At 36.5% G+C, this 22,810-nt stretch carries 18 protein-coding genes; 6 read left to right on the top strand and 12 right to left on the bottom strand.

The features are described 5' to 3' along the window. Positions 1-115 precede the first annotated feature (115 nt). From hscB to trmJ, 7 genes are all read right to left on the bottom strand, one after another. Positions 116-646, bottom strand: a complete 531-nt coding sequence (gene hscB, locus H4J66_RS04560) for a Fe-S protein assembly co-chaperone HscB (RefSeq protein WP_182171170.1) — start codon at positions 644-646, stop codon at positions 116-118. 106 nt (positions 647-752) lie between these two features. Beyond that, positions 753-1,076 (bottom strand): iron-sulfur cluster assembly protein IscA, encoded by a 324-nt coding sequence (iscA, locus tag H4J66_RS04555; RefSeq protein ID WP_070376089.1) that lies wholly within the window; start codon positions 1,074-1,076, stop codon positions 753-755. 15 nt (positions 1,077-1,091) lie between these two features. Further along, entirely contained in the window at positions 1,092-1,472 is a 381-nt protein-coding gene (gene iscU, locus H4J66_RS04550) for a Fe-S cluster assembly scaffold IscU (RefSeq protein ID WP_182171167.1), read from the bottom strand. A gap of 69 nt (positions 1,473-1,541) precedes the next feature. After that, positions 1,542-2,756, bottom strand: a complete 1,215-nt coding sequence (locus H4J66_RS04545; RefSeq protein ID WP_182171164.1) for an IscS subfamily cysteine desulfurase — start codon at positions 2,754-2,756, stop codon at positions 1,542-1,544. A gap of 32 nt (positions 2,757-2,788) precedes the next feature. After that, on the bottom strand, positions 2,789-3,301 hold the full coding sequence (gene iscR, locus H4J66_RS04540; RefSeq protein WP_182171161.1) for a Fe-S cluster assembly transcriptional regulator IscR: 513 nt from the start codon (positions 3,299-3,301) through the stop codon (positions 2,789-2,791). Between the two features lie 172 nt (positions 3,302-3,473). Further along, complete coding sequence (gene cysE / locus H4J66_RS04535) at positions 3,474-4,280, bottom strand: serine O-acetyltransferase (RefSeq protein ID WP_182171158.1); 807 nt, start codon at positions 4,278-4,280, stop codon at positions 3,474-3,476. Positions 4,281-4,394: 114 nt separating this feature from the next. Beyond that, positions 4,395-5,201: a tRNA (cytosine(32)/uridine(32)-2'-O)-methyltransferase TrmJ gene (gene trmJ / locus H4J66_RS04530; protein ID WP_182171155.1), complete on the bottom strand. Its 807-nt coding sequence runs from the start codon at positions 5,199-5,201 to the stop codon at positions 4,395-4,397. Between the two features lie 351 nt (positions 5,202-5,552). On the opposite strand from trmJ, the gene suhB reads away from it, so the two are divergent. Together suhB and H4J66_RS04520 are read left to right on the top strand one after the other, a co-directional pair. Next, positions 5,553-6,356 carry an inositol-1-monophosphatase gene (suhB, locus tag H4J66_RS04525; protein ID WP_070376083.1) on the top strand — a complete coding sequence of 268 codons (804 nt, stop codon included), beginning with the start codon at positions 5,553-5,555 and terminating at the stop codon, positions 6,354-6,356. Positions 6,357-6,528: 172 nt separating this feature from the next. Continuing rightward, a complete protein-coding gene (locus H4J66_RS04520) occupies positions 6,529-9,396 on the top strand; it encodes a pitrilysin family protein (protein WP_182171152.1) in 2,868 nt (955 codons plus the stop codon). 94 nt (positions 9,397-9,490) lie between these two features. Here H4J66_RS04520 and H4J66_RS04515 read toward each other — a convergent pair whose 3' ends face one another. From H4J66_RS04515 to prmB, 3 genes are read right to left on the bottom strand one after another with little or no spacing between them, the layout of a single operon-like run. Further along, positions 9,491-10,654 (bottom strand): MFS transporter, encoded by a 1,164-nt coding sequence (locus tag H4J66_RS04515; protein ID WP_182171149.1) that lies wholly within the window; start codon positions 10,652-10,654, stop codon positions 9,491-9,493. A 29-nt stretch (positions 10,655-10,683) separates the two neighbouring features. Then, positions 10,684-11,775, bottom strand: a complete 1,092-nt coding sequence (gene aroC / locus H4J66_RS04510) for a chorismate synthase (RefSeq protein ID WP_182171146.1) — start codon at positions 11,773-11,775, stop codon at positions 10,684-10,686. A 53-nt stretch (positions 11,776-11,828) separates the two neighbouring features. Further along, positions 11,829-12,773, bottom strand: a complete 945-nt coding sequence (gene prmB / locus H4J66_RS04505; protein ID WP_182171143.1) for a 50S ribosomal protein L3 N(5)-glutamine methyltransferase — start codon at positions 12,771-12,773, stop codon at positions 11,829-11,831. Between the two features lie 282 nt (positions 12,774-13,055). Here prmB and smrB point away from each other — a divergent pair, with 282 nt between their 5' ends. Continuing rightward, complete coding sequence (gene smrB, locus H4J66_RS04500; RefSeq protein WP_182171139.1) at positions 13,056-13,613, top strand: endonuclease SmrB; 558 nt, start codon at positions 13,056-13,058, stop codon at positions 13,611-13,613. 8 nt (positions 13,614-13,621) lie between these two features. On the opposite strand, the gene sixA is transcribed toward smrB, so the two are convergent. Continuing rightward, a complete protein-coding gene (gene sixA / locus H4J66_RS04495) occupies positions 13,622-14,095 on the bottom strand; it encodes a phosphohistidine phosphatase SixA (protein ID WP_182171136.1) in 474 nt (157 codons plus the stop codon). A 218-nt stretch (positions 14,096-14,313) separates the two neighbouring features. Between sixA and H4J66_RS04490 the strand changes: the two genes are divergently transcribed. From H4J66_RS04490 to H4J66_RS04480, 3 genes are all read left to right on the top strand, one after another. After that, positions 14,314-17,097 (top strand): insulinase family protein, encoded by a 2,784-nt coding sequence (locus tag H4J66_RS04490; RefSeq protein ID WP_182171133.1) that lies wholly within the window; start codon positions 14,314-14,316, stop codon positions 17,095-17,097. A gap of 360 nt (positions 17,098-17,457) precedes the next feature. After that, positions 17,458-21,963, top strand: a complete 4,506-nt coding sequence (locus H4J66_RS04485; RefSeq protein WP_182171130.1) for an EAL domain-containing protein — start codon at positions 17,458-17,460, stop codon at positions 21,961-21,963. Positions 21,964-22,140: 177 nt separating this feature from the next. Further along, on the top strand, positions 22,141-22,284 hold the full coding sequence (locus H4J66_RS04480) for a hypothetical protein (RefSeq protein ID WP_182171127.1): 144 nt from the start codon (positions 22,141-22,143) through the stop codon (positions 22,282-22,284). 226 nt (positions 22,285-22,510) lie between these two features. Here H4J66_RS04480 and H4J66_RS04475 read toward each other — a convergent pair whose 3' ends face one another. Next, entirely contained in the window at positions 22,511-22,711 is a 201-nt protein-coding gene (locus tag H4J66_RS04475) for a hypothetical protein (protein ID WP_083278040.1), read from the bottom strand. Positions 22,712-22,810 lie beyond the last annotated feature (99 nt).

Here is a 22,810-nt window from a genome sequence, read left to right as displayed (position 1 = left end):
TTTTAGACTCTTTTATATTCGATTACGATTAACGGGCGGTATGATATTTCATTGTAAATAAAAAAACATCGATTTGCTGTTATTTTATTAAACTAAAATTCATATGAACTAACGATCAGTCGTCATTGAAAAGTTGATCTTCTAATTTATCGAGATCGACACGTAACTTTTGATAAAACTTTAACTTTCGTAATTTATCACCCGCCAATAAGTTTGACTGGATGGTGTTTTCATCAAGCAAGGTATGCATCTCTAAAGCGAGTTCTTCAAAGCCGGTATTTAATACTGCAGCATAACTTAGAATGGCAGCTTCATGGTCGTCAGCATGCTTAACATCGTCAAGCATTTCATGTAATTCCATTTGGCGCATTAAAAAACTGTTATCACTAAATGAAGCTTGTTCATTTGGCTGATCACTTTCTCGCAATGTTAATAGATATTGTGCACGTTTTAAGGGATGTTTTAGTGTTTGATAGGCATCATTAATTAAGGTGGATCTTTTAACGGCGACTAATTGCTCTTGACTAGAAGCATGAGCGAACTTGTCTGGATGTACTTTTTTTTGTAGTGTTTGGTAAATATCAGCTAATTTATGAACATTGAGTTCATATTGCTCTGTAAAACCGAAAATCTGAAAATAATTCACAAAAACTCCAGCGAACGACTTAACATTAAGTCGTTCACAAAATATATACCACCGCGACCAAGTTATTTGCTACTCAGCAATATTTAAAAGGCTTAGAGACTTGGTATTAAACGTTAAAGCTTTCACCACAACCACACTCGCCTTTGGCATTCGGGTTTGTGAATTTAAAACCTTCGTTTAGACCTTCCTTAACAAAATCAACTTCAATACCGTCAAGGTAAACTAAACTTTTTCCATCGATAATGATATTCACATCAGAGATTGAAAACAACGTATCATCTTCATTTAACTCATCAACAAATTCCATCACATAAGCTAAACCAGAACATCCCGTTGTTTTAATACCAAGACGTAAACCGAGACCTTTGCCTCGATTGGTAATAAATGACTGAACACGGTCTGCTGCGTCTTTCGTCATTGTAACACTCATAAATAACTCCGATGTTTAAACAGTTTTACTGCGGTAATCTTCAATCGCTGCTTTGATAGCATCTTCAGCTAAAATAGAGCAATGAATTTTTACAGGCGGTAAAGCAAGCTCTTCGGCAATAGCAGTATTTTTAATTTTCCCTGCTTCGTCAATTGACTTACCTTTTACCCATTCAGTCACTAATGAACTTGATGCAATTGCAGAACCACAACCATAAGTTTTAAATTTAGCGTCTTCAATAATACCGTCAGCGTTGATTTTTAGTTGTAACTTCATTACGTCACCACATGCCGGTGCGCCAACCATTCCTGTTGCTACTTGTGGATCGTTTTTATCCATTGAGCCAACATTACGTGGGTTTTCATAGTGATCAATTACTTTTTCTGAATAAGCCATGATTTCTCTCCTAATAGCGATGAACGAAACAAAATGCCCGCTCATCAGTAAAATTTTTAGTGGGGATGCTTAGTGAGCAGCCCATTCAATTGAGTCTAGATCAATACCGTCTTGGAACATTTCCCAAAGTGGTGACATATCACGTAAATGCCCAATTGATTTTTGAATAAGTGTAATCGCGTAGTCTACTTCTTCAGTCGTGGTAAAACGGCCAAAGCTAAAACGAATTGAGCTATGTGCCATTTCGTCATTTAAACCTAAAGCACGTAGAACATACGAAGGCTCTAAACTAGCTGAAGTACATGCTGAGCCAGAAGAAACCGCTAAATCTTTAAGCGCCATAATCAAAGACTCACCTTCAACAAAGTTAAAACTTACGTTTAAGTTACCCGGATAACGATTATCAAAATCTCCGTTAACAAAAACTTGTTCCATGGTGTTCAAGCCAGCCCATAAACGATCACGCATTTCAGTTACGTGAGCGATGTCTTGAGTAATTTCTTCTTTGGCAATACGGCAAGCTTCACCTAAACCAACGATTTGATGCGTTGGCAATGTACCACTACGCATACCGCGTTCGTGTCCTCCGCCATGCATTTGAGCTTCAAGACGAATACGAGGCTTACGACGTACATACATAGCGCCCATACCTTTTGGACCATAGAATTTATGTGCTGAAATTGACATTAAATCAATTTTCAACTTTTCCATGTCTACTTCGATTTTGCCAACACTTTGTGCACCATCAACATGAAAAACAATTTTACGTGCTCGACACATTTCGCCGATTGCAGCGACGTCTTGAATAACACCAATTTCATTATTAAGATGCATAATGCTAACTAATATAGTGTCATCACGCATAGCTGCTGCTAATTTATCAAGATCAATCAAACCACTGCTCTCAGGATCTAAATAAGTCACTTCAAAACCTTGACGCTCTAGTTCGCGACAAGTATCTAAAACAGCCTTATGCTCTGTTTTACAGGTAATAACGTGCTTACCTTTTTTACGATAAAAGTTGGCAGCGCCTTTAATGGCTAGGTTATTTGACTCGGTAGCTCCTGAGGTAAAAACAATCTCACGAGGGTCGGCATTAATAAGCTCTGCGACTTGATTTCGTGCAATATCAACCGCTTCTTCAGCTTGCCAGCCAAATTTGTGTGAACGAGATGCAGGGTTACCGTAAAAACCGTCAGTAGTCATATACTGCATCATTTTTTCTGCAACACGTTTGTCTACAGGTGTTGTAGCTGAGTAATCAAAATAAATAGGAAGCTTCATTCGCTAACGTTCTCCAGTTTAACAACACGCATTTAGTGCATGTCGTGCATAATATTCTTGGTTTTAATTAATGTTTCTAATGACGGCATAACTTTGTTTGCTCGCGCATGTGCTTTGTCTTGTCGTCTAGACACTAATTTCACATTGCGTTGCTCAACAAGTTCGGCCAACGTTATGTTTTTTAAAAAATCTTCGATTCGGTCACTTAAACCTTCCCACAACGTATGGGTTAAGCATTCGTCACCGTTTTGGCAATTACCTTTACCGTCACATCTCGTCGCTTTAATAGATTCATCAACAGCATTGATAACATCAGCAATCGAAATTTCTGCAGAACACATCCCTAAGCGATAACCTCCGCCAGGACCTCTAATACTATTTACTAAACCATATTTTCTTAACCGAGAGAATAGTTGTTCTAAATATGACAACGAGATCCCCTGTCGCTCTGAAATATCGGCTAAAGGTACGGGTCCAGTTACTGCATGTATTGCTACATCTAACATAGCAGTTACAGCGTAACGCCCTTTTGAAGTCAGTTTCATTGTGTGCCCCTGTCGAATCGTTATCAATTTTACATAACCTTATAAAATAGTCAACTAAATACCCGACTGTTTTACTCAAGTATTCTACACCTGTTGTAAAAACAAGCAATTAATAGCGCGATACCTAAGTTTGATAGGGACAAACATCAGTTAACTCATCAATTATTTTCTATTATATTTCAGGATCAAATGACTCTACACGTTTTTCTCGACGTTTAGCCGCCGCTATTTCATCTTCAATAAATTCGCCAACTCGTAGCTCGGGTAAATCCTCTAGACATACTTCACCACCAAGATGATTGACTTCTTTACATAAATCAGCGACTTTTTTATCCATTAAGTGCATATGATCAAGTACTCGACCAATGGCTTTAGCGACAGGATCAGGATTATCTGCAGATACCGCATAGGCATCGAAACCAAACTTTTTAGCCACTTGGTCACGTTGTTCTTTTTCTGACTGGCTTTTTTCATTAACAATACGTGCTGGAATACCAACAGCTGTTGCATTAGCAGGCACATCTTTCACCACCACAGAGTTTGAGCCAACTTTACCGCCTTTACCGATAGTAATGGGGCCAAGGACCTGAGCTCCTGCACCGATAACCACGTTGTCTTCTAATGTTGGATGACGTTTACCGGCATTCCAGCTTGTGCCTCCCAGAGTAACACCGTGATACAAGGTAACATCGTTGCCAATCTCAGCGGTTTCACCAATAACGATCCCCATGCCATGGTCAATAAAAAAACGACGTCCAAGTGTTGCTCCTGGATGAATTTCAACACCAGTTAACCAACGTGAAAATGTAGATAAGCTACGCGCAAGTAAATACCAGTTATTTTTCCACAACTTATGGCTCAAGCGATGGATCCAAATGGCATGCATACCAGGATAATTGGTGAGAACTTCTAGTGTATTTCGAGCGGCGGGATCTCTATCAAAGACACTTTTAATATCTTCTCTGATACGGCTGAACATATTTCTATCCTTCTATATATTGGTTAAGGCAAGTACCAATATATACCCGTTATCGGCCAACATGCTGAATTTAGAAGGCACTTTGCACGAAACGGGTATGATTGCTTACTTTTATTATTCTTTGTTTGCTTCTTTATTATTAGCTTTAGCGGCTCTTTGCACTGAAGCTAAAATTCCACGCATCATTTTGACTTCTTTAACATCGGGACGGGCGCGATTGAATAAGCGGCGTAACTTAGTCATCACTAAACCTGGATGACTCGGCGTTATAAAGCCAGTTTCTTTTAAAGCATCTTCAAAATGTTGATAAAAGCGCTCAGTTTCGTCCATAATCGGATACTCGTCTTCATCAAGCGTCTTTTTTGGTAAATTTTTACTTAAATTTTCGCCTTTCGTTTGAAATGCTTTTTGTTGATCAATTAAAAAACTAGTCCGCACTTCATAACTTAAGGTTTGAACCGCCATCGCTAAGTTCAACGAACTGTAATCAGGGTTTGCTGGAATTTGCACATGAAAATGACAAAGTTGTAATTCGTCGTTAGTTAAACCACTGCTCTCACGACCAAAAACTAAAGCAACTGGAAAGTTATAGGCTTCTTCGACAAGTTTTTCTCCACAGCCTCTTGGCTCCAACATTGGCCAAGGTAAAGTACGAGAACGTGCACTGGTACCAACGACTAAACCACAATCACTAATAGCTTCCGCTAAAGTAGCAACAACCTTGGCATTTTTTAGTACATCAGTAGCCCCTGCTGCTAAAGCTTGTGCTTGACCATTTGGCATTTCAATAGGATCAACTAATATAAGTTCACTTAGCCCCATTGTTTTCATGGCGCGTGCGGCTGAACCAATATTACGACAATCGGAAGTATTAACTAATACAATCCGAACATTACTTAAAAGTGATGATTGCTCTGACATTATCTTAAATTACTCAATTTATAGTTAATTTATAAAATAAATTATACCTACTGGTATTAACTATCTAGATGGCTAAAATTGATAATAATATTATCATAGAACATTAACCTTGTGCTGAGAAAAAATCATCAAATTTATTGAGAATGGTTAGTGCGAAAAATTATGTGTTAGTTATTAAACATCTATGAAATTTTTTCTTTGATATTTTATATAAAAAACAATGTCGCTAATTACCGATAACTTTGCTATAATTTTCGCGCTTGAAAATCCGCTCGGCGGCAAGCCTCGTTCTTTATAAAAGTTGTTATACTGTTTAATTCTATTTACAAATATGTAAAAGGTAGTCTCTATATGCATCCTATGCTTAATATTGGTATTCGCGCTGCGCGTAACGCAGGTAAAGTTATTGTTCGTGCCATCGAACAATTAGATAAAGTTGAAGTTCAAGCAAAAGGGACAAATGATTTTGTCACTAGTGCTGACCTAAGCGCTGAAGAAGCCATTATTGAAACATTAAAAAAATCATACCCTAACCATACAATTATTGGTGAAGAATGTGGTGTGATCAAAGGAAAAGATGACGACTTCCAGTGGGTTATTGATCCAATAAACGGTACAACGAACTTTATTAAAGGCATTCCACATTTTTCAGTGTCTATTGCTTTGAAAGTCAAAGGTAAATTAGATCAAGCCATCATCTTTGATCCTTCTCGCGGTGAACTTTTTACTGCTAGTCGTGGTAAAGGCGCACAACTTAATGGCTTTCGTATTCGCGTAAAACAACATAAAGAACTCTCTGGTGCCATTGTTGCCACAGGTTTCCCATTTAAGCACAAGCAACACAGCAACGCTTACTTAGAAATGTTTAAAACATTATTTACTAAATCATCAGATCTTCGCAGCTCGGGCTCTCCAGCTTTAGATTTAGCTTATGTCGCTGCCGGACGTGTTGACGGATATTTCCAAATTGGTTTAAAACCTTGGGAATCTGCTGCTGGTGAATTATTAATTATTGAAGCCGGTGGTTTAGTCACTGATTTCGTTGGCGATCACAACCATACTGTTTCAGGTAATATTGTTGCTGCTTGTCCACGTTTATTAAAAACTATTCTAAAAGATATCCGCCCTCACTTAGGTGAAGCGTTAAATAAATAGTCACCATTTAGATAAATAGATTTGAAAGAAGCGCTTACGGCGCTTTTTTTATACCTTGGTAATACTTATTAACATTAAATTTACTTTGTAACGTTACTTTTATTGGTGTTTGGATAAATAAAAGGCACAATATCAGCAATATTTATTTAATCATTAAAATAAGGTTTCTCTCATGAAGTGGGCAGCGCTAAGCTTTTCATTATTAACTGTTCTTGCGAACACTGGCTGTAATACAGCAGAAAAATCAATTAACTCAGTAAAAATCAGCCAACCATCTGATCAGACTGATGTGGTTGATAACGCCATCAATATTGAATATAGCAAGTTCGTCTTAGCTAACGGCTTAGAAGTTGTACTTCATATAGACCGCTCAGACCCAGTTGTTGCTGTTGCATTAACGGCACATGTTGGATCTGCTCGTGAAACACAAGGACGAACAGGCTTTGCTCATTTATTTGAACATTTGCTCTTTCTTGAGTCTGAAAATCTGGGTAAAGGTGGGTTAGACAAAATGAGTGCCCGTATTGGCGGCTCGGGTGCAAACGGCTCCACTAGCCGCGATAGAACAAATTACTATCAAACTGTCCCCAATGATGCTTTAGAAAAAATGATCTGGGCTGAAGCTGACAAACTAGGGTTTTTTATTAATACGGTGACCGAAGAAGTACTCGCCAAAGAAAAACAAGTGGTTAAAAATGAAAAAAGACAAAGTTATGACAACCGACCTTATGGTCATACACAGTATGTTATTGATAAAAATCTTTATCCAGAGAGTCACCCATACAACTGGCAAGTGATTGGTTCATTATCTGATTTACAAAACTCAACACTTCAAGATGTTAAAGATTTCTTTAAAAGCTGGTATGTACCCAATAATGTTACCTTGGTTATTGCCGGTGACTTTGATGAAGCACAAGCAAAAGCTTGGGTACATCAGTATTTTGATGAGATTAAGGCGGGTAATGAAATAACGCCCCTTGCCAAGCAAGCGGCAAATCTAACAACAACCAAGAAAATTTATCATGAAGATAATTTTGCTAAGTTACCCGAACTCAGCCTAACTTGGCCAACAGTCCCACAATATCACTCAGACAGTTACGCATTAAATGTTTTAGTTCAATTGCTCAGTGAGGGTAAGAAAGCCTTACTCAATAAAAAGCTAATTGATGAATTAACCTTGACCTCTCGAGTAACCATGTATCACTACCAATCAGAGTTGGCTGGCCAATTAATGGTAAAGGTAAGAGGCTTTGAGAAAACTGACTTAAACCAGATTGACCAAGCAATTAGTCAAGCACTGAACGAGTTTGAAACAAAAGGTTTTAGTGATGAAGATCTTGCTACGATTAAGGCAGGTCAAGAAACAGCCTTCTATCGTGGGCTTTCAAGTGTATTAGGTAAAGGCTTTAAATTAGCACAATATAATATCTTTACTCAAGATCCTGGTTTTATTAACCAAGAAGCTAAAAATATTTTAGCCGTCAACAAAGCAGATGTTTTACGTGTTTATCATCAATATATTAAAGACAAAAGTTTTGTTGCCACCAGCTTTGTACCGAGAGGTCAAAAAAACTTGGCATTAAAAAACTCTATAAAAGCACAAATCATTGAAGAAAAAATTGTCGCTAATGCCGAACAAAGTTTTGATGCTGGCCAGCAATCACGTTATGTAAATACACCTTCAAGTTTCAATCGAGCCAGTGAACCTAAATATGGTGAAGCCCCAACGCTATCGGTACCTACCGTTTGGCAAAGTCAGTTAAGCAATGGGCTACATTTTTACGGGATAAAAAATAGCGAAGTCCCTTTAGTACAGCTTGAGATAACGTTTGCTGGTGGCTTATTACTTGATAATATACAAAAAGTTGGTGTCGCCAACTTGGTCGCTGAAATGATGAATAAAGGGACTAAGTATAAAAGTCCTCAACAACTAGAAGAAGCGATTAATAAACTTGGCGCTACCATTAGTATTTATGCGACTCAAGAGTCAATAAAACTGTCAGCCAGTACTTTAGCAAGAAATTATCAAGCAACTGTCGACTTGATCACAGAGATGCTTTTAGCGCCTCGCTGGGATGAAAAAGAGTTTACTCTCACCAAGCAAGATATTATTAGTCAAATAATACAACAGCAAACCAACCCCAACCAATTGGCTAATAACCAAATGAATAAATTACTTTATGGTAAAAATCATATTTTATCGAATAACTTATTAGGGACATTATTGTCTGTTGAGGAAGTCACTTTAGCTGATTTAAAAATATTTTATCAAACAAAACTGTCGCCAAATTTAACGGATATTCATATTGTTGGCGATATCGATGAAACAAGCGTATTAACGGCTTTTAAAAAATTAGAAAATAATTGGCTTAATACTAAGGCTGTTTTGCCTAAGATGTTACCCGCAGCGCTACCCACAGCATCAACCCTATATTTCTATGATGTGCCCGATGCTAAGCAATCGCAGTTGAGAATTGGCTTACCAGCCTTAAATGCTATGCATAAAGATTTCTATAGTGCTCAAGTGATGAATTATATTTTAGGCGGTGGTAGTTTCGCTTCAAAACTCACCCAAGAATTACGTGAAGGAAAAGGTTATACCTACGGCGTGCGTTCAAGTTTTAGTGGCAGAAAATCAAGTGGCGAGTTTATCATTAGCAGTGGTGTGCGCACCAATGTCACATTAGAGGCTACAGCATTAATAAAATCGCTGGTAGAAAATTATCAAACTGATTTTACTGAGCAAGATTTAGCAACCACTCAAAGCTATTATTTAAAGAGTAATGCGAGAAAATTCGAAACATATAACGCTAAACTGACCATGTTAGAAAATATTAGCCAATACAACTTGCCGATAAACTATGTATTAGCACGAGCAAAATCAGTTCAAAGCTTAACTTTGGCTAACGTCAAGTCTTTAGCCAATCAACATTTACACCATCAACAAATGATTTACTTAGTGGTAGGTGATGCAAAATCACAACTACCACGTTTAAAGGCATTAGGGTTAGGAGAGCCGATTCTTTTAAATGTTAATTAATTAAGAAAGATGAATGTCAGCCTAGTGATTAACCACTAGGCTGACAAATATATAGAGTTCAAAAAGATATAAAGGGTGACAGCGCGTTTAGGGCTTAACCATTGACATTGACTTGTTGCCTATCTTGCATAAATAACACTAACACAAAGCCAATAAATGCCGCAGAAGCCGCTAGATTATAGGCAAGTTCACTGCCTTGCCCTCCTTGCCAAACGATACCAGCAATATAAGCGCCAATCGCACCACCTAGACCATAAACACCACCGATATAAATAGCTTGGCCACGATTTTGTTGGTCGTGATTAAAATGTTGATGGATAAATTGGATAGAAACACTATGGTACAAACCAAAACTCAGCGCATGTATGCACTGTACTAAAACAAGTACCCAAATGACATCGGCAAAACTACCCGTCATAAACCAACGTAACGAGGTGAGTAATATACTGATGGCCAGCAAGGTTTTTAGTCGGAAGTATCGAAAGAATATACTCGCATAGATAAAAATAAGAATTTCAGCCAATACCGAGATGGTAATAAAGATACCAACCGCAAATCCTGGATAACCGAGCTCTCGAAGGTAGAGGGCAAAAAAACCATAATAAGGACCAAAACTCATTTGTAACATCAGGCCAGCAAGAAAAAAGAATATAAATGAGCGACTGAATATTTTATCACTAATTTTTTCGACCTGCTGCACAGGATTCTTAGTCTTTTTTGCAGGGGTGAGTTTCATGCTTGAAAGAAATAGTCCCGCCAGCACCATTACACCTAAATAGGTAAAAGCATCTGCGGAATATCGTTCAATTAAATCCCCTGCTATCACAGCTAAGAAAATAAAACCGATACTGCCCCATAAGCGTATGCGCGCATAAATTTTAGCACTACGTCTAATGGAGTTAAGAGTAAGCACTTCAAGCTGAGGTAAAACAGCGGTCCAGAACAAGCTAAAAATCGCTAAACAAAAAACAACAGGCCAATAACCGTTTAGCCAAAAAAGTAATGAAAAACTCAATAATGCCAACAAGGCTCCACTGCGAATAATGGCTAATTGTTTACCTGATTTATCGGCGGCAAAAGCCCAAAAAGTTGGACCAATAATTTTAGTGGCTGTAATAATAGCCAGAATTTCACCTATTTCAATTGAGCTAAAGCTTTTAGCATCAAGAAAAACAGGTAGGAAGGGAATGATCAAGCCTAAAATAGCAAAATACCAAAAGTAACTCGAAGACAGCCTGACAAACTTGACTGATGTCATCACTTTTGGTTTTTAATTATAAACACTACTTAAGCTTCAATATCAGGTGTTACGCAAACAACATCAGCATTTTGTCCGCGATGACGTAAAAAATGATCCATCAAGGTTAGTGCTAACATAGCTTCAGCAATAGGAACCGCACGAATACCCACACAAGGGTCATGGCGACCTCTAGTTACTAAGTCAGTCGCTTTACCATCTAAATCAATGGTTTTACCACTAACACCAATACTTGAAGTTGGTTTCATCGCAATATTTGCAACAATACTTTGTCCTGATGAAATTCCGCCTAAAATGCCTCCACTGTGGTTACTTGCAAAACCCTCAGGTGTTAACTCATCGCGGTGCTCTGAGCCTCTTTGATTGACGACAGCAAAACCATCACCAATTTCAACACCTTTAACAGCATTTATGCCCATAAGCGCATGAGCGATATCAGCGTCCATTCGATCAAAAATAGGTTCACCTAAACCAACAGGAACGTTAGTGGCTCGCACCATTATTTTAGCGCCAATGGAATCCTTTTCACGAATAATACCACGCAATAATTCGTCTAAGGTTTCAAGTTTAGTTTCGTCAGGAAAGAAAAATGGATTATTTTCTACAATATCCCAATCAATTTTAGTTGCGTAAACATCACCTATTTGGGTAACACACCCCTGAATTTCAACATTAAATTTTTCTTTTAAGTACTTTTTAGCTACGGCGCCTGCGGCAACTCGCATAGCTGTTTCACGTGCTGACGATCTTCCCCCGCCACGATAGTCACGAATACCATATTTTTGCCAATAGGTATAATCGGCATGACCTGGACGAAAGCTTTGCGCGATATTTCCATAATCTTTTGAACGTTGATCGGTATTTTCAATTAACAGCCCAATAGGCGTTCCTGTGGTTTTGCCTTCAAAAACACCCGACATTATTTTAACCTGATCGGCTTCACGACGTGCCGTAGTATAACGAGAAGTGCCAGGACGACGACGGTCAAGATCATCTTGTAAGTCAGCTTCTGATAAGGCGAGTCCTGGCGGACAACCATCAATAATTGCACCTAAGCCTAAACCATGGCTTTCACCAAATGATGTTACGGTAAATAATTTTCCAAAGGTATTGCCTGACATGAATATATCTTCTCTCTATTATTTGAATACACGATTACGGTAAATAAGCTGAATTACTTTTGTTCAAATGCTTGCGTAAAACTATTTTGATGGCTTGTTAACTGTTCTTTAGTCAACATAAATACACCATGACCACCATTTTTAAAGGTTAACCACGTAAAAGGCACCTGTGGATAAACATGCTCAACATGAATTTGAGAATTACCTACTTCACAAATTAAAACACCGTTCTCATTTAAATGACTCGCCGCTTGAGCAAGAATTTCACGAACAATATCTAAGCCATCGACACCCGAACCTAAGCCCATTTCTGGCTCATGTAAGTATTCTTGCGGTAATGCGTCAACGTCTTCTTGATCAACATAAGGTGGATTAGTTACGATTAAATCATAACTTAGCCCCTCAACCCCAGAAAAAACGTCAGATTGAATTGGAATAACTTGTTCTGTTAAACCATGATTTTCAATATTAATTTGTGCAACATTTAATGCATCAATTGATAAATCGAGCGCATCAACCTCGGATTCAGGAAATGCTACAGCGCAAGCAATGGCAATACAGCCGCTTCCCGTACATAAATCAAGAATACGTTTAGGTGGATTTTCTGGTGAAAAATTTGACGAAAAGTGTTGCTCTATTAATTCACCAATAGGTGAACGTGGTACTAAAACCCGCTCATCAACATAAAAGGGTAAGCCAACAAATTGAGCATGATTAGTTAAGTATGCAGCCGGCAGTTGTTCGACGATACGGCGTTCAATTAAGGCCAATACCGCTGATTTTTCAGTGGATGTTAAACGACAATTAAACACTTGTTCATTTAGTTCTACTGGCAAGTTTAAAGCGAACATCACTAAAGTAATAGCTTCATGCCACGCATTATTAGTACCGTGACCAAAAAAAAGCTCGGCTTGATTAAATTCACTGGTGGCAAACCGTAGATAATCACCTATGGTAAACAGTTCATCCTTAATCGGTGAAAAATCAACTTCGTTCACATTTACTCTCTTTATTTAACAAGTTTTATAAGGGGTATTATAACAATTAAATTAATTAATGGTGCAAATTTAAATGAAGATAAATTTTCAAGAACAAGACGATTGATTGACTAATAGCTGGCTATTGTGATTAAAAGCAACGCTGTTTTTGGATATTTAGAGCATTAACATTGATCATTGAGTTAATTTACTGAGTATTATAACCTTTTGCTTGTTATTGCCCACAGATGTTTTTAGAATTTGAATTGTTTTCCCTCTTAAAGTAAGAATGTAGTTTCCAATATGAAATTTAAAGACGCATTGACACCCGATGAGAAAGATTTATTTATGCAGGCTATTGGTAAAGTAAAGCCAATTGTGCAAGATAAAATTGCGCCTATAAAAAAGCAAAGCCAAAATCAATCTTTACATCTTGGAAAAAACAAAGGAGATGCGAAGAAAAAACAACATGCTGAGTTCTACTTTTCTGATGAGTTTGAACCAAATCTGAATCAGCAAGGGCCGATGAAATATGTGCGTGAAGATGTTGACAGCTTTGAGGCTAAAAATTTAAGACGCGGTCAGTACGCACCCGATTTAATTTTAGATTTACATGGTTTAGATCAGAAAACAGCCAAATTAGAAATTGCCGCGCTAATGTTTGCTTGTAAAAAAGAACATGCGAAGTGTGTCTGTATTGTACATGGCTTAGGTTCACAGGTGCTTAAAAATAAAGTCCCACATTGGCTAGTGCAACACCCTGACGTAATGGCTTTTCATCAAGCACCACTTGAGTGGGGTGGTAATGGCGCATTATTGGTTTTAGTTGAACTTAATGATCGCTTCGCTGATATTATCTAACCAGAGCACTAAAGACTGTTGGGTGTCGTATGCGAAACTAACCGCCCTTTCGCTGAACTAATATCATAATCAATAACCGCAATAGAGGCGGTTTCAAATAACGGCGCATGTTGACCACAGGTAAACTCCTCCACTAAATAGCAGACCAAAGGCATATGTGAAACAATAAGTACATTTGCCTGGGCATTATCGATGAAAGCAACATCAATATAATTATGCATTTGTTGAGCTGAGTCTTCTGGCGTTATAAATTCAAGCGTAGTTAGAGTTGTTGTAGTTGCTAAGATGTTTTTTACAATTTTTGCGGTTTGTTGAGCGCGAACATAAGGGCTAACAAAAATAGCATCAAAGTGCTCTTTTTGATGGACCAATTTCTTTGCCATCATTTCAGCTTCACGTTGACCAACCGCAGTTAATTCACGACTTTTATCAGAAGGAGCCATTGCTTGAGCTTGACCATGTCGCATTACAAATATTCGCATAAATTTTCCAAATAACATCATATTTTCAAATCGATGGCATTTTAGCGCTTATTTCAGTCTATAGTATAGATAATTAATAGATAAATTAAGAATACAATAGACTCTAGTTGGTGCTTCAGGTAATTTAACTAGATAATTAAAATAATCTTAGAAACAAACGCTTACCTTTCCAGTGTTCGTCACAAATGAGGTTGCTGCAGTGTTTGCCGGAGCCGATATTGAAACAAAGCCCAAATGACAACAAGCAATATAAAACCTTAACATTAGCTAATGGCTTGCGTGTTCTATTAGTTCACAACGAACAAACCAATAAATCAGCTGCAGCATTGGCAGTAAATATTGGCCACTTTAGTGACCCCAGCAACCGTGAAGGTTTAGCCCATTTTCTAGAACACATGCTATTTTTAGGCACTAAGTCTTATCCTGATGGCAGTGAATATCAAAAATATATTAGTCAACATGGCGGCAGTAATAATGCATGGACAGCAACTGAGCACACCTGTTTTTTCTTTGATATTCAACATCAACATTTTACTTTTGCTTTAGATCGTTTTAGCCAATTCTTTATCAGTCCGTTACTCTCACAAGAGTTTGTTGAAAAAGAACGTCAAAATGTAGATGCTGAGTTTAAACTTAAACTTAAAGACGATATTCGTCGTTTATACGATGTTCACAAAGAAACTATCAATCAAGCTCATCCTTTTTCAAAATTCTCGGTTGGTTCAATTGATACTCTAGCCGACAGAAAAGAAAGTGACCTAACAACCGAAATACGTGACTTTTTTCAACAACACTATCGTGCCAATATAATGACACTTGTTTTAGAAGGCCCGCAGTCACTTGATGAGTTATCGCAATTAGCAAAGAATAAATTTACCGATATAAAAGCTGCAACCTCACCCCCAAAAGCAATAGATACACCGCTTTATTTACCTGAGCACCAACAAATAAAAATCAATGTAAAACCGGTAAAGAATGATAGGCAACTTATTGTTAGTTTTGCAATGCCCAGCATTGACCCCTACTACCGCAACAAACCAGAATCTATTTTGACCTATTTATTGGGCCATGAGGGTAAAGGCAGTATATTGTCTTATCTGAAAAAGCAGCGTTGGGCACTTAGCTTAACCGCTGGTTCAGGAGTAAATGGTTCAAACTTTAAAGATTTCAATTTAAGTATTTCGCTTACTGAATTAGGTGAGCAGCATATTAACGAAATCATTAGCAGTATTTTTTCTTACCTAAATTTAATGAAGAGCAAACCTGTTGATGAGTTTTATTATCAAGAAAAGCAGGCAATCGCTAATTTATCGTTCAGTTACCAAGAAAAACTAAAACCCTTAGATTCTGTTTGTCAGTTAGTTATTAACATGCAGCATTACGGACCCGAAGATTATATTTACGGTGACTACATAATGGATGGTATGCAACAACAAGAAATCAATGTCTTGTTGGGCTATTTATCAGCAAGTAATATGCGCATTATTCATATTAGTGCGCAAAATGAATTTGATAAAAATAGTTTTTGGTACCAAGTCCCTTTCAGTATTGAAAAAATAACTCAACTGCAAATTAACACTTGGGAAAATGAAGCATTAACAGCTAACTTTTCTTTGCCACTAAGTAATCCTTATATTGTCAAAGAGCCCAAAATATATCCGTGTAAACCTGTTGCTAAGCAGAGTAATAAAACCCCCAAATTAATTGAAAAAATTGATGGTTTATCTGTTTGGTTTAAACAAGACAGTACTTTTATTGTCCCCAAGGGCTATATTTACATTGGTATTGATGCACCCTTAACGATAAAAGACAGCAAACATATTGCAATGACACGGTTATTTGTTGATTTGTATAGCGATGCTGTTATTGAACAGCATTATGATGCTGAATTAGCTGGAATTCATTACCATTTGTTTTCGCACCAAGGTGGTATTACCTTACAACTATCAGGGGTTAGTACTAAACAAGACAAGTTACTCGAACAGTTATTGATAAGTCTAGTCACTGAGAACTTCATTGAAGAAAAGTTTGAGTTATTTAAAAAACAATTGATTAACCACTGGCATAACGCGCAAACCAGTAAATCTATTTCACAATTATTTTCGATTCTTAGCTCAACAATGCAACCTAAAAACCCAACCAGTAGTTCTCTCGCTAACGCGCTAGAAAACACTTCTTTTGAAGAGTTTGTCTCCTTTAGAGAACACTTGTTTGATGAGATAACTATTGAGGCGTTAATGCATGGCAATTGGTTACCTGAACATGCGTTGAAATTTAGTGAACAATTAAAGGCAGCATTTAGTCATCATTATTCAGATAAGTATGCCGTTAATGTACCTGTTCTTGATATTGAAGACCAAGGTGACATTCACCTTCCTTTGCATTTACCAGAACATGATCATGCTGCCGTGGTGTATTACCCGTTCGTAGGAAAAGATTTAACAACAATAGCGATAACGATGATCGCCAGCCAAATATTGTCACCCCTATTTTTTCAAGAAATGCGCACTGAAAAACAATTTGGTTATCTGGTAGGGGTTGGCTTCATTCCTATTAATCGTTATCCAGGTATCGCTTTCTATATACAGTCACCGCACGTTGACGCCACTGTTTTAGTAAAAGAAATAAACGAGTTTATTAATAGAGCACAGGACAATTTAACACTGTTATCTGAGCAAGATTGGCAACATATTCAACAAGGCTTGGCGAGTCAATTACAAGAAAAAGACTCTAGTTTGCGAATAAAGAGCCAACGATTTTGGGCCGCTATTTGTAATAAAGAAACGAATTTCGACGAGAAACAAAAATTGATCAACGTTATTTTGTCATTGGCGATTGATGATATTAGTCGCTTCTTTACTCAACAACTTTTATTTAACAACAATACCGACAGGATAACCTTAGCGAGTTACCAAGAAAACATGGCGGAAAATGATGAGAAAACATTGCAGCACAATGAAAGTATTGAAAAAAAATTAAAAAATTGTCAAAGAAAATACTAAACCTGCCGATAAAATATTAGGGCTAATGATATTAACTTATCTGAGTATCTTATTCATATAAGGGTAAATAAGTTGACTTAGCTCTAGCCATGATTTTTAATGTGGCTTGATGCAATATAAATAACAAAAATAATAAAATTGCTTGCTTAATTTATACCGTTCAAACGGTCCAACAATTCATTATAAATATTTTTTTCTATTTTATATTATGAGTGGTGTAAATGAGCCTAATTGAAGCTTCTATCCAAGGTTGTATTTGTGCTTAATTTTTTTTCCAAGACTCATCTGATAAAATTCCAACAATTCTTCCGCATTTTATGTTTACTTACTCTCACGCTCATATTTGGTACCCAAAGTGCTTTGGCTGAACAAAAAACAACAGAAAACCTCATTGCAGAAAACACCTCACTATCCAGCCAAGCCACTTTAAAATTCAAGCATTTACTATCTGCTGACGGCTTAAGCAAAGATAATGTTTTTGATATCGCCCAAGATCTTGATGGTTTTATATGGATAGCGACAGAAGATGGCCTTAATAGGTATGACGGCAAGAGCTTTGTACATTATCGAAAAAACTTAGAAGACCCTAACTCCATTGCAAATAACTTTATCCGTAAGGTTTTTGTTGATAAGGATGGTGTGCTTTGGGTGGGAACTGCAAAAGGGTTAAGCAAGTATAATGTACTACTTGATAATTTTGAGAGTTTCTACCATCAAGACGGAAATAATGAATCATTAAAAGACGATATGATTTGGGATATATATCAAGATAATGCTGATAACATTTGGGTTTCTACCACAGATAGCATTCATAAATTTGACATAACAAATAATAATTTTAAACAAATAAAAATTCATGGGCTTGAAGATGAATTAAGAGAAATAAAAACTATTTATCAAGATTTGAAAGGAAACTTTTGGTTTGGCAGCTACGATAAGGGCATTTTTTTAGTGAATAAAAATCTAAATTATGCTGCATCATTACAAAAAGAAAACAATAAGTTCCATATAACTATTTCAGCAAAATCATTATTTGATATAAAAGAAATTAATGGTAAATACTGGTTAGGTACAGACAATGGTATTTATGTTTTAGATGAAAACTATAATCAAATCGACAGTTACAATACAACTCATCCAACCAATATACTTATTTCCAATAAAGTCAGAAGTATAGTGCTCAGTGATGATTCAACAATTTGGATTGGCACCGAAAATGGATTAAATATTATTGATCCACTATCAAAAAGTGTAAGAACATATCAAAAAGATCATACAAACAGTATTTCCAATAATAGCATTCACAGTATTATCAAGGATATGACCGGAAATTTATGGTTGGGTACATATGGAAAAGGGGTAAATGTATTTTTTAATGACTCGCTTCATTTTCAGCATTATTCAAATGGAATCCTCAATGCTTACATTAGTCGATTGGTAGAAACTACTGATGGTAAAATTTGGTTTAATGAAGTAGATGTCGGTATAAACTATATAAGAAATAAAACATCAGGTAATTATATAAAGGCCACAGAAAACAAAGAAATTTACCATATCGAAGCAGATAATAAGAATAACTTATGGCTGAGCACTAAATCAAACGAGTTATTTGTATATAAAGTTACCTCTGAAGAAACGGTAGAAATTAAAGACTGGAAAGAAAAATCAGCTTATGGGAGGAATTATCCTTTCAAAGTGTTTAATAATAAAGTTTGGTTTATAGATATCAATGGCAAACTAACAACATACCTCATGTCTAAAAATGAGTTTAGCCGTTATGATCTGAAAGCAAATAAGCGCTTAAAAACTTTTGATATCGATATTGAAAACAATACTCTTTGGGCAACATCAACGGATAATCAATTAGTCTCGATTGACTTATCAAGTCCACCTTATAATAAAAATAGTACTAATTATCATGAAATTAACGACATTAAATATTTGTCAACAATAGGGGTAACTTCTATAAAAGTCTCTGATTCATGGATTTGGTTAACCTCTCAGCAAGGTATTTTGCTCTATGATAAGGAAAGAAAGACGACTACTTATTTTAATAATAGTCACAAATTATTGAGCAATGCTATTGAAGCTATTCTTTTAGATAATAAAGAAAATGCGTGGTTTGCGACAAATGGAGCTATTACTTTAATTAACCCTTTTACAAAAGAAGTTAAAAATTTTGGTAAAGACCTACACCTTTCAGGTAAAGATTTCATAGAATTTTCTGCTTTAAAAACCATCAACAATGAGTTTATTTTCGGTAGTCAAAAAGGGGTTTTTAAATTTCAGCCACAAAAAGTTATACAAATAACACAAGTATTAAATATTCCAGTATTAACAAATTTATTAATCGCCAATAAAAAAATCAAAGTAAACGATCAAGAAGCCTCTTCAAAAGAGGGTGATTTTTATCTAAGTAGACAGCTAAGTCAGTTATCCAACTTAACCTTAAAACATGAACAATCACCCTTTACCATTGAATTTATTTCGCCAAATGCAAAATATCCTGACCAAATAGGATACCGATATCGTTTATTAAATTTAGAAGAAAATTGGATTGATGCGGGTAAAAACAACTACCGAGCGACCTATACCAACCTGAGTCACGGTGATTATATCTTTGAAGTTGAAGTCTATGATTTACTAGGTACTGTTCCAAGTCAAAAAATTACCTTAAACATCCATATTCTCGCTCCTTGGTGGTTATCGAAAACCGCCATTAGTATTTATACCATGCTTTGCTTTTTAGTGATTGGTTATGTGGTTCAGCAAATACGTCATAAGCGTTTATTTCACTTACAAATTCAAAAAAGTGAAGAGCGTTTGAAACTTTCCTTATGGGGCAGTGGCGATGAAATGTGGGATTGGAATATAATCACTGGCAAGATATATCGCTCAAATATTTGGGGGATCTTAGAATTTCCACAAGATGGTAAACGTAACGTCGGCTCAGATAAAACCAATATTAACGAACATGATATCGCGCGAGTTCGCGATGCAATAAACGACCATTTCGATAACGATACCGACCATTTTGAAGCGACCTATCGTGTTAAAAATAAAGATGATAAATGGATATGGGTACTCGATCGCGGAAAAATAGTTGAACGTGATGAAAAAGGCACCCCAACGCGTATGACAGGTACTTTAAAGGATATAAGCCGCATAAAAAAAGCTGATGAACGTTTAAAGTTATTTGCCAAGTGTATTGAAAATATTTCAGATGCGGTTGTTATATACGACCGTGCTTTTAATATTGTTGATGTCAATAAATCTTACCAGCGTATTACACAAAAAACGCGTAAAGAAATGCTTGGTATAACCTTAGAATTTGCCCAATATCCAAAAAGTTTCACCAAAGATGTAAAAAAGCACTTAATAACCAAAGGCAGTTGGCACGATGAAATAGAAAGTAAACGTGATAATGGCGAAGTGTATTTAACAGACCTGAATATAGACGTAATACTTGATGAGAATAAAAGTATTTCACATTTTGTTGGCGTATTTTCTGATATAACTAAGCGCAAAGAAACAGAAGCGGAACTGCGAAAACTCGCCAATAGCGATACCTTAACAGGCCTGCCTAATCGTTCATATTTTCAAGCTAATTTAACTCTGCTAGTTAATAAAAAAGCCCCTCATGCTCTACTGGTTTTTGATTTAGATAATTTTAAAAAGATTAATGACTCTATGGGACACGAAGTAGGAGACGTACTTCTATGTCAGGTAGCAAAAAGAATGCAAGCTGTTGGCAGAAAGCAAGATACGGTTTACCGCTTAGGTGGTGACGAATTTAGTATTATTATTGAAAACACCAACGATATCCATACAATCACCAGTATTGCTAAAGATGTGCTAACGACCATTGCTCAGCCGCTGAAACTGAGAAATCAAGAAGTGGTTCTTTTTAGTAGCTTAGGTATCGTACTTTATCCTGAAGATGGCATATCCCCGCAAGAGCTACTGAAAAACGCAGATACGGCCATGTACCATGCTAAAAATAATGGTGGTAATAAGTATCAGTTCTTTAGTGATTCGATGAATAAGGCAGCAGTTAAGCGCTTACAAGTTGAAAGCTTAATACGCCATGGTTTAAAAGAAGATTCTTTCTCAGTCTTCTATCAACCTAAAATTGAAATTTCTACCGGTAAAGTGGCCGGTATGGAAGCCTTAGTGCGTTTCGAAACCCCTAAAAAAGGCATCATTAGCCCAATAACGTTTATCCCTATTTCGGAAGAAACAGGCCAAATAATTGACATTGGCGAAGTGGTTTTAAGAAAGTCATGTTTTGCCACAAAAAAGTGGGTTGATGCCGGCTTATTTACAGGTCGTGTTGCGGTTAATTTATCTGCGGTGCAATTTACACAACCTAACTTAGTGGGCATGATCGCTGATATTCTCAAAGAAAGCCAATTACCCGCAAAGTACCTTGAATTAGAAATAACGGAAGGTACGGTAATGGATTCACCCCAAAAAGCCATTGATATTATGTTGCAAATTCGAGCTATGGGTATTCACTTATCGTTAGATGATTTTGGTACTGGCTACTCATCGCTCGCTTATTTAAAGAAGTTTCCGCTTAATACCTTAAAAATAGATAAAGCTTTTGTGGATGATATTGAAGAGTCAGAGCAAGGTCGTAATATGGTTGCCACTATAGTAACTATTGCACATAACTTAGGTATGCAGGTAGTCGCAGAGGGTGTAGAAACCAATCAACAGCTTAAATTCCTCTCTGGTTTACGTTGTGAGCAACTACAAGGTTATTTATACAGTAAACCATTACCCGAAGGCGACTTTCAAAAGTACCTACTTTCTTATCAAATTACCAAGGCATCGACAAGTTTTGGCAAACCGTCATTTTAATGCCATATTTTAGCTTAGAAGACTAAAGTAACCTCTCTGCAGCTTACAAAATATTGACACGCATGTGTCACCATAAAAACCATCCTAAAAGCCTTATTTAATAAGGCTTTTACTTTTTGGCACAGTACGTGCTTTATCATTTATGAAATTAATAATAATAAATTAAGGAAATTTTAAATGATTAGCTCACTTATTTTATCTCTAGCAATGTCAGCATCACCAACACCAATTATTGAGTCAAATTCATTAATACTCAATGAAGTTGGCAAATCTAAAGCAGAAGTTCGTATTGGAAAGTCTAAAGCAGAAGTTCGTATATAGGAAATAAATATGATCAACTTATTTAAAGCTCTATTTGTAACAACTAAAGCAAACCCTATTGCTGCTAGCATTGAAATTAAAGAAATGCCAGCCAGTAAGTGGTGGAAGTAATAATCATTGAACCACTATTATCAATGGTTAGTTTGAAGAAAGACACTGTTTGCTACAAGGAATGTAGCTGTCTTATTTTACCTAGAATGGTAAAGAAAAATTTATTTTAAAAGCTTTAAGCTTTTAAAATTAGTGTGTTGAAGCCAAACATTTCATTCATTTTCATCCGTTTTTTCATACAGAACATTGGCCAAATGAAAGGCCCAAAAACTAATCCTGCACATGCCCAACGCTTCAAACCTAAACCACTTCGTAATGCCTGGCAGTAAAAGAACATCGAACAAACAACACTGACAACCGCTAAAAATAACAACATAATAATTACCGCTAAACTGACTAAAAGAATGGCTAAAACTTTATAGGCAAAATATAACTAATTTAGAGTATTTATTCAACTTATTTTTAAAGGGTAAAA

Origin of the sequence: Colwellia sp. MB3u-55, assembly GCF_014076785.1 — a bacterium.
Lineage (GTDB): Bacteria > Pseudomonadota > Gammaproteobacteria > Enterobacterales > Alteromonadaceae > Colwellia_A.
Note: the sequence above shows the minus strand (reverse complement) of the source record. Positions and strands in the feature narration are given on the sequence as shown.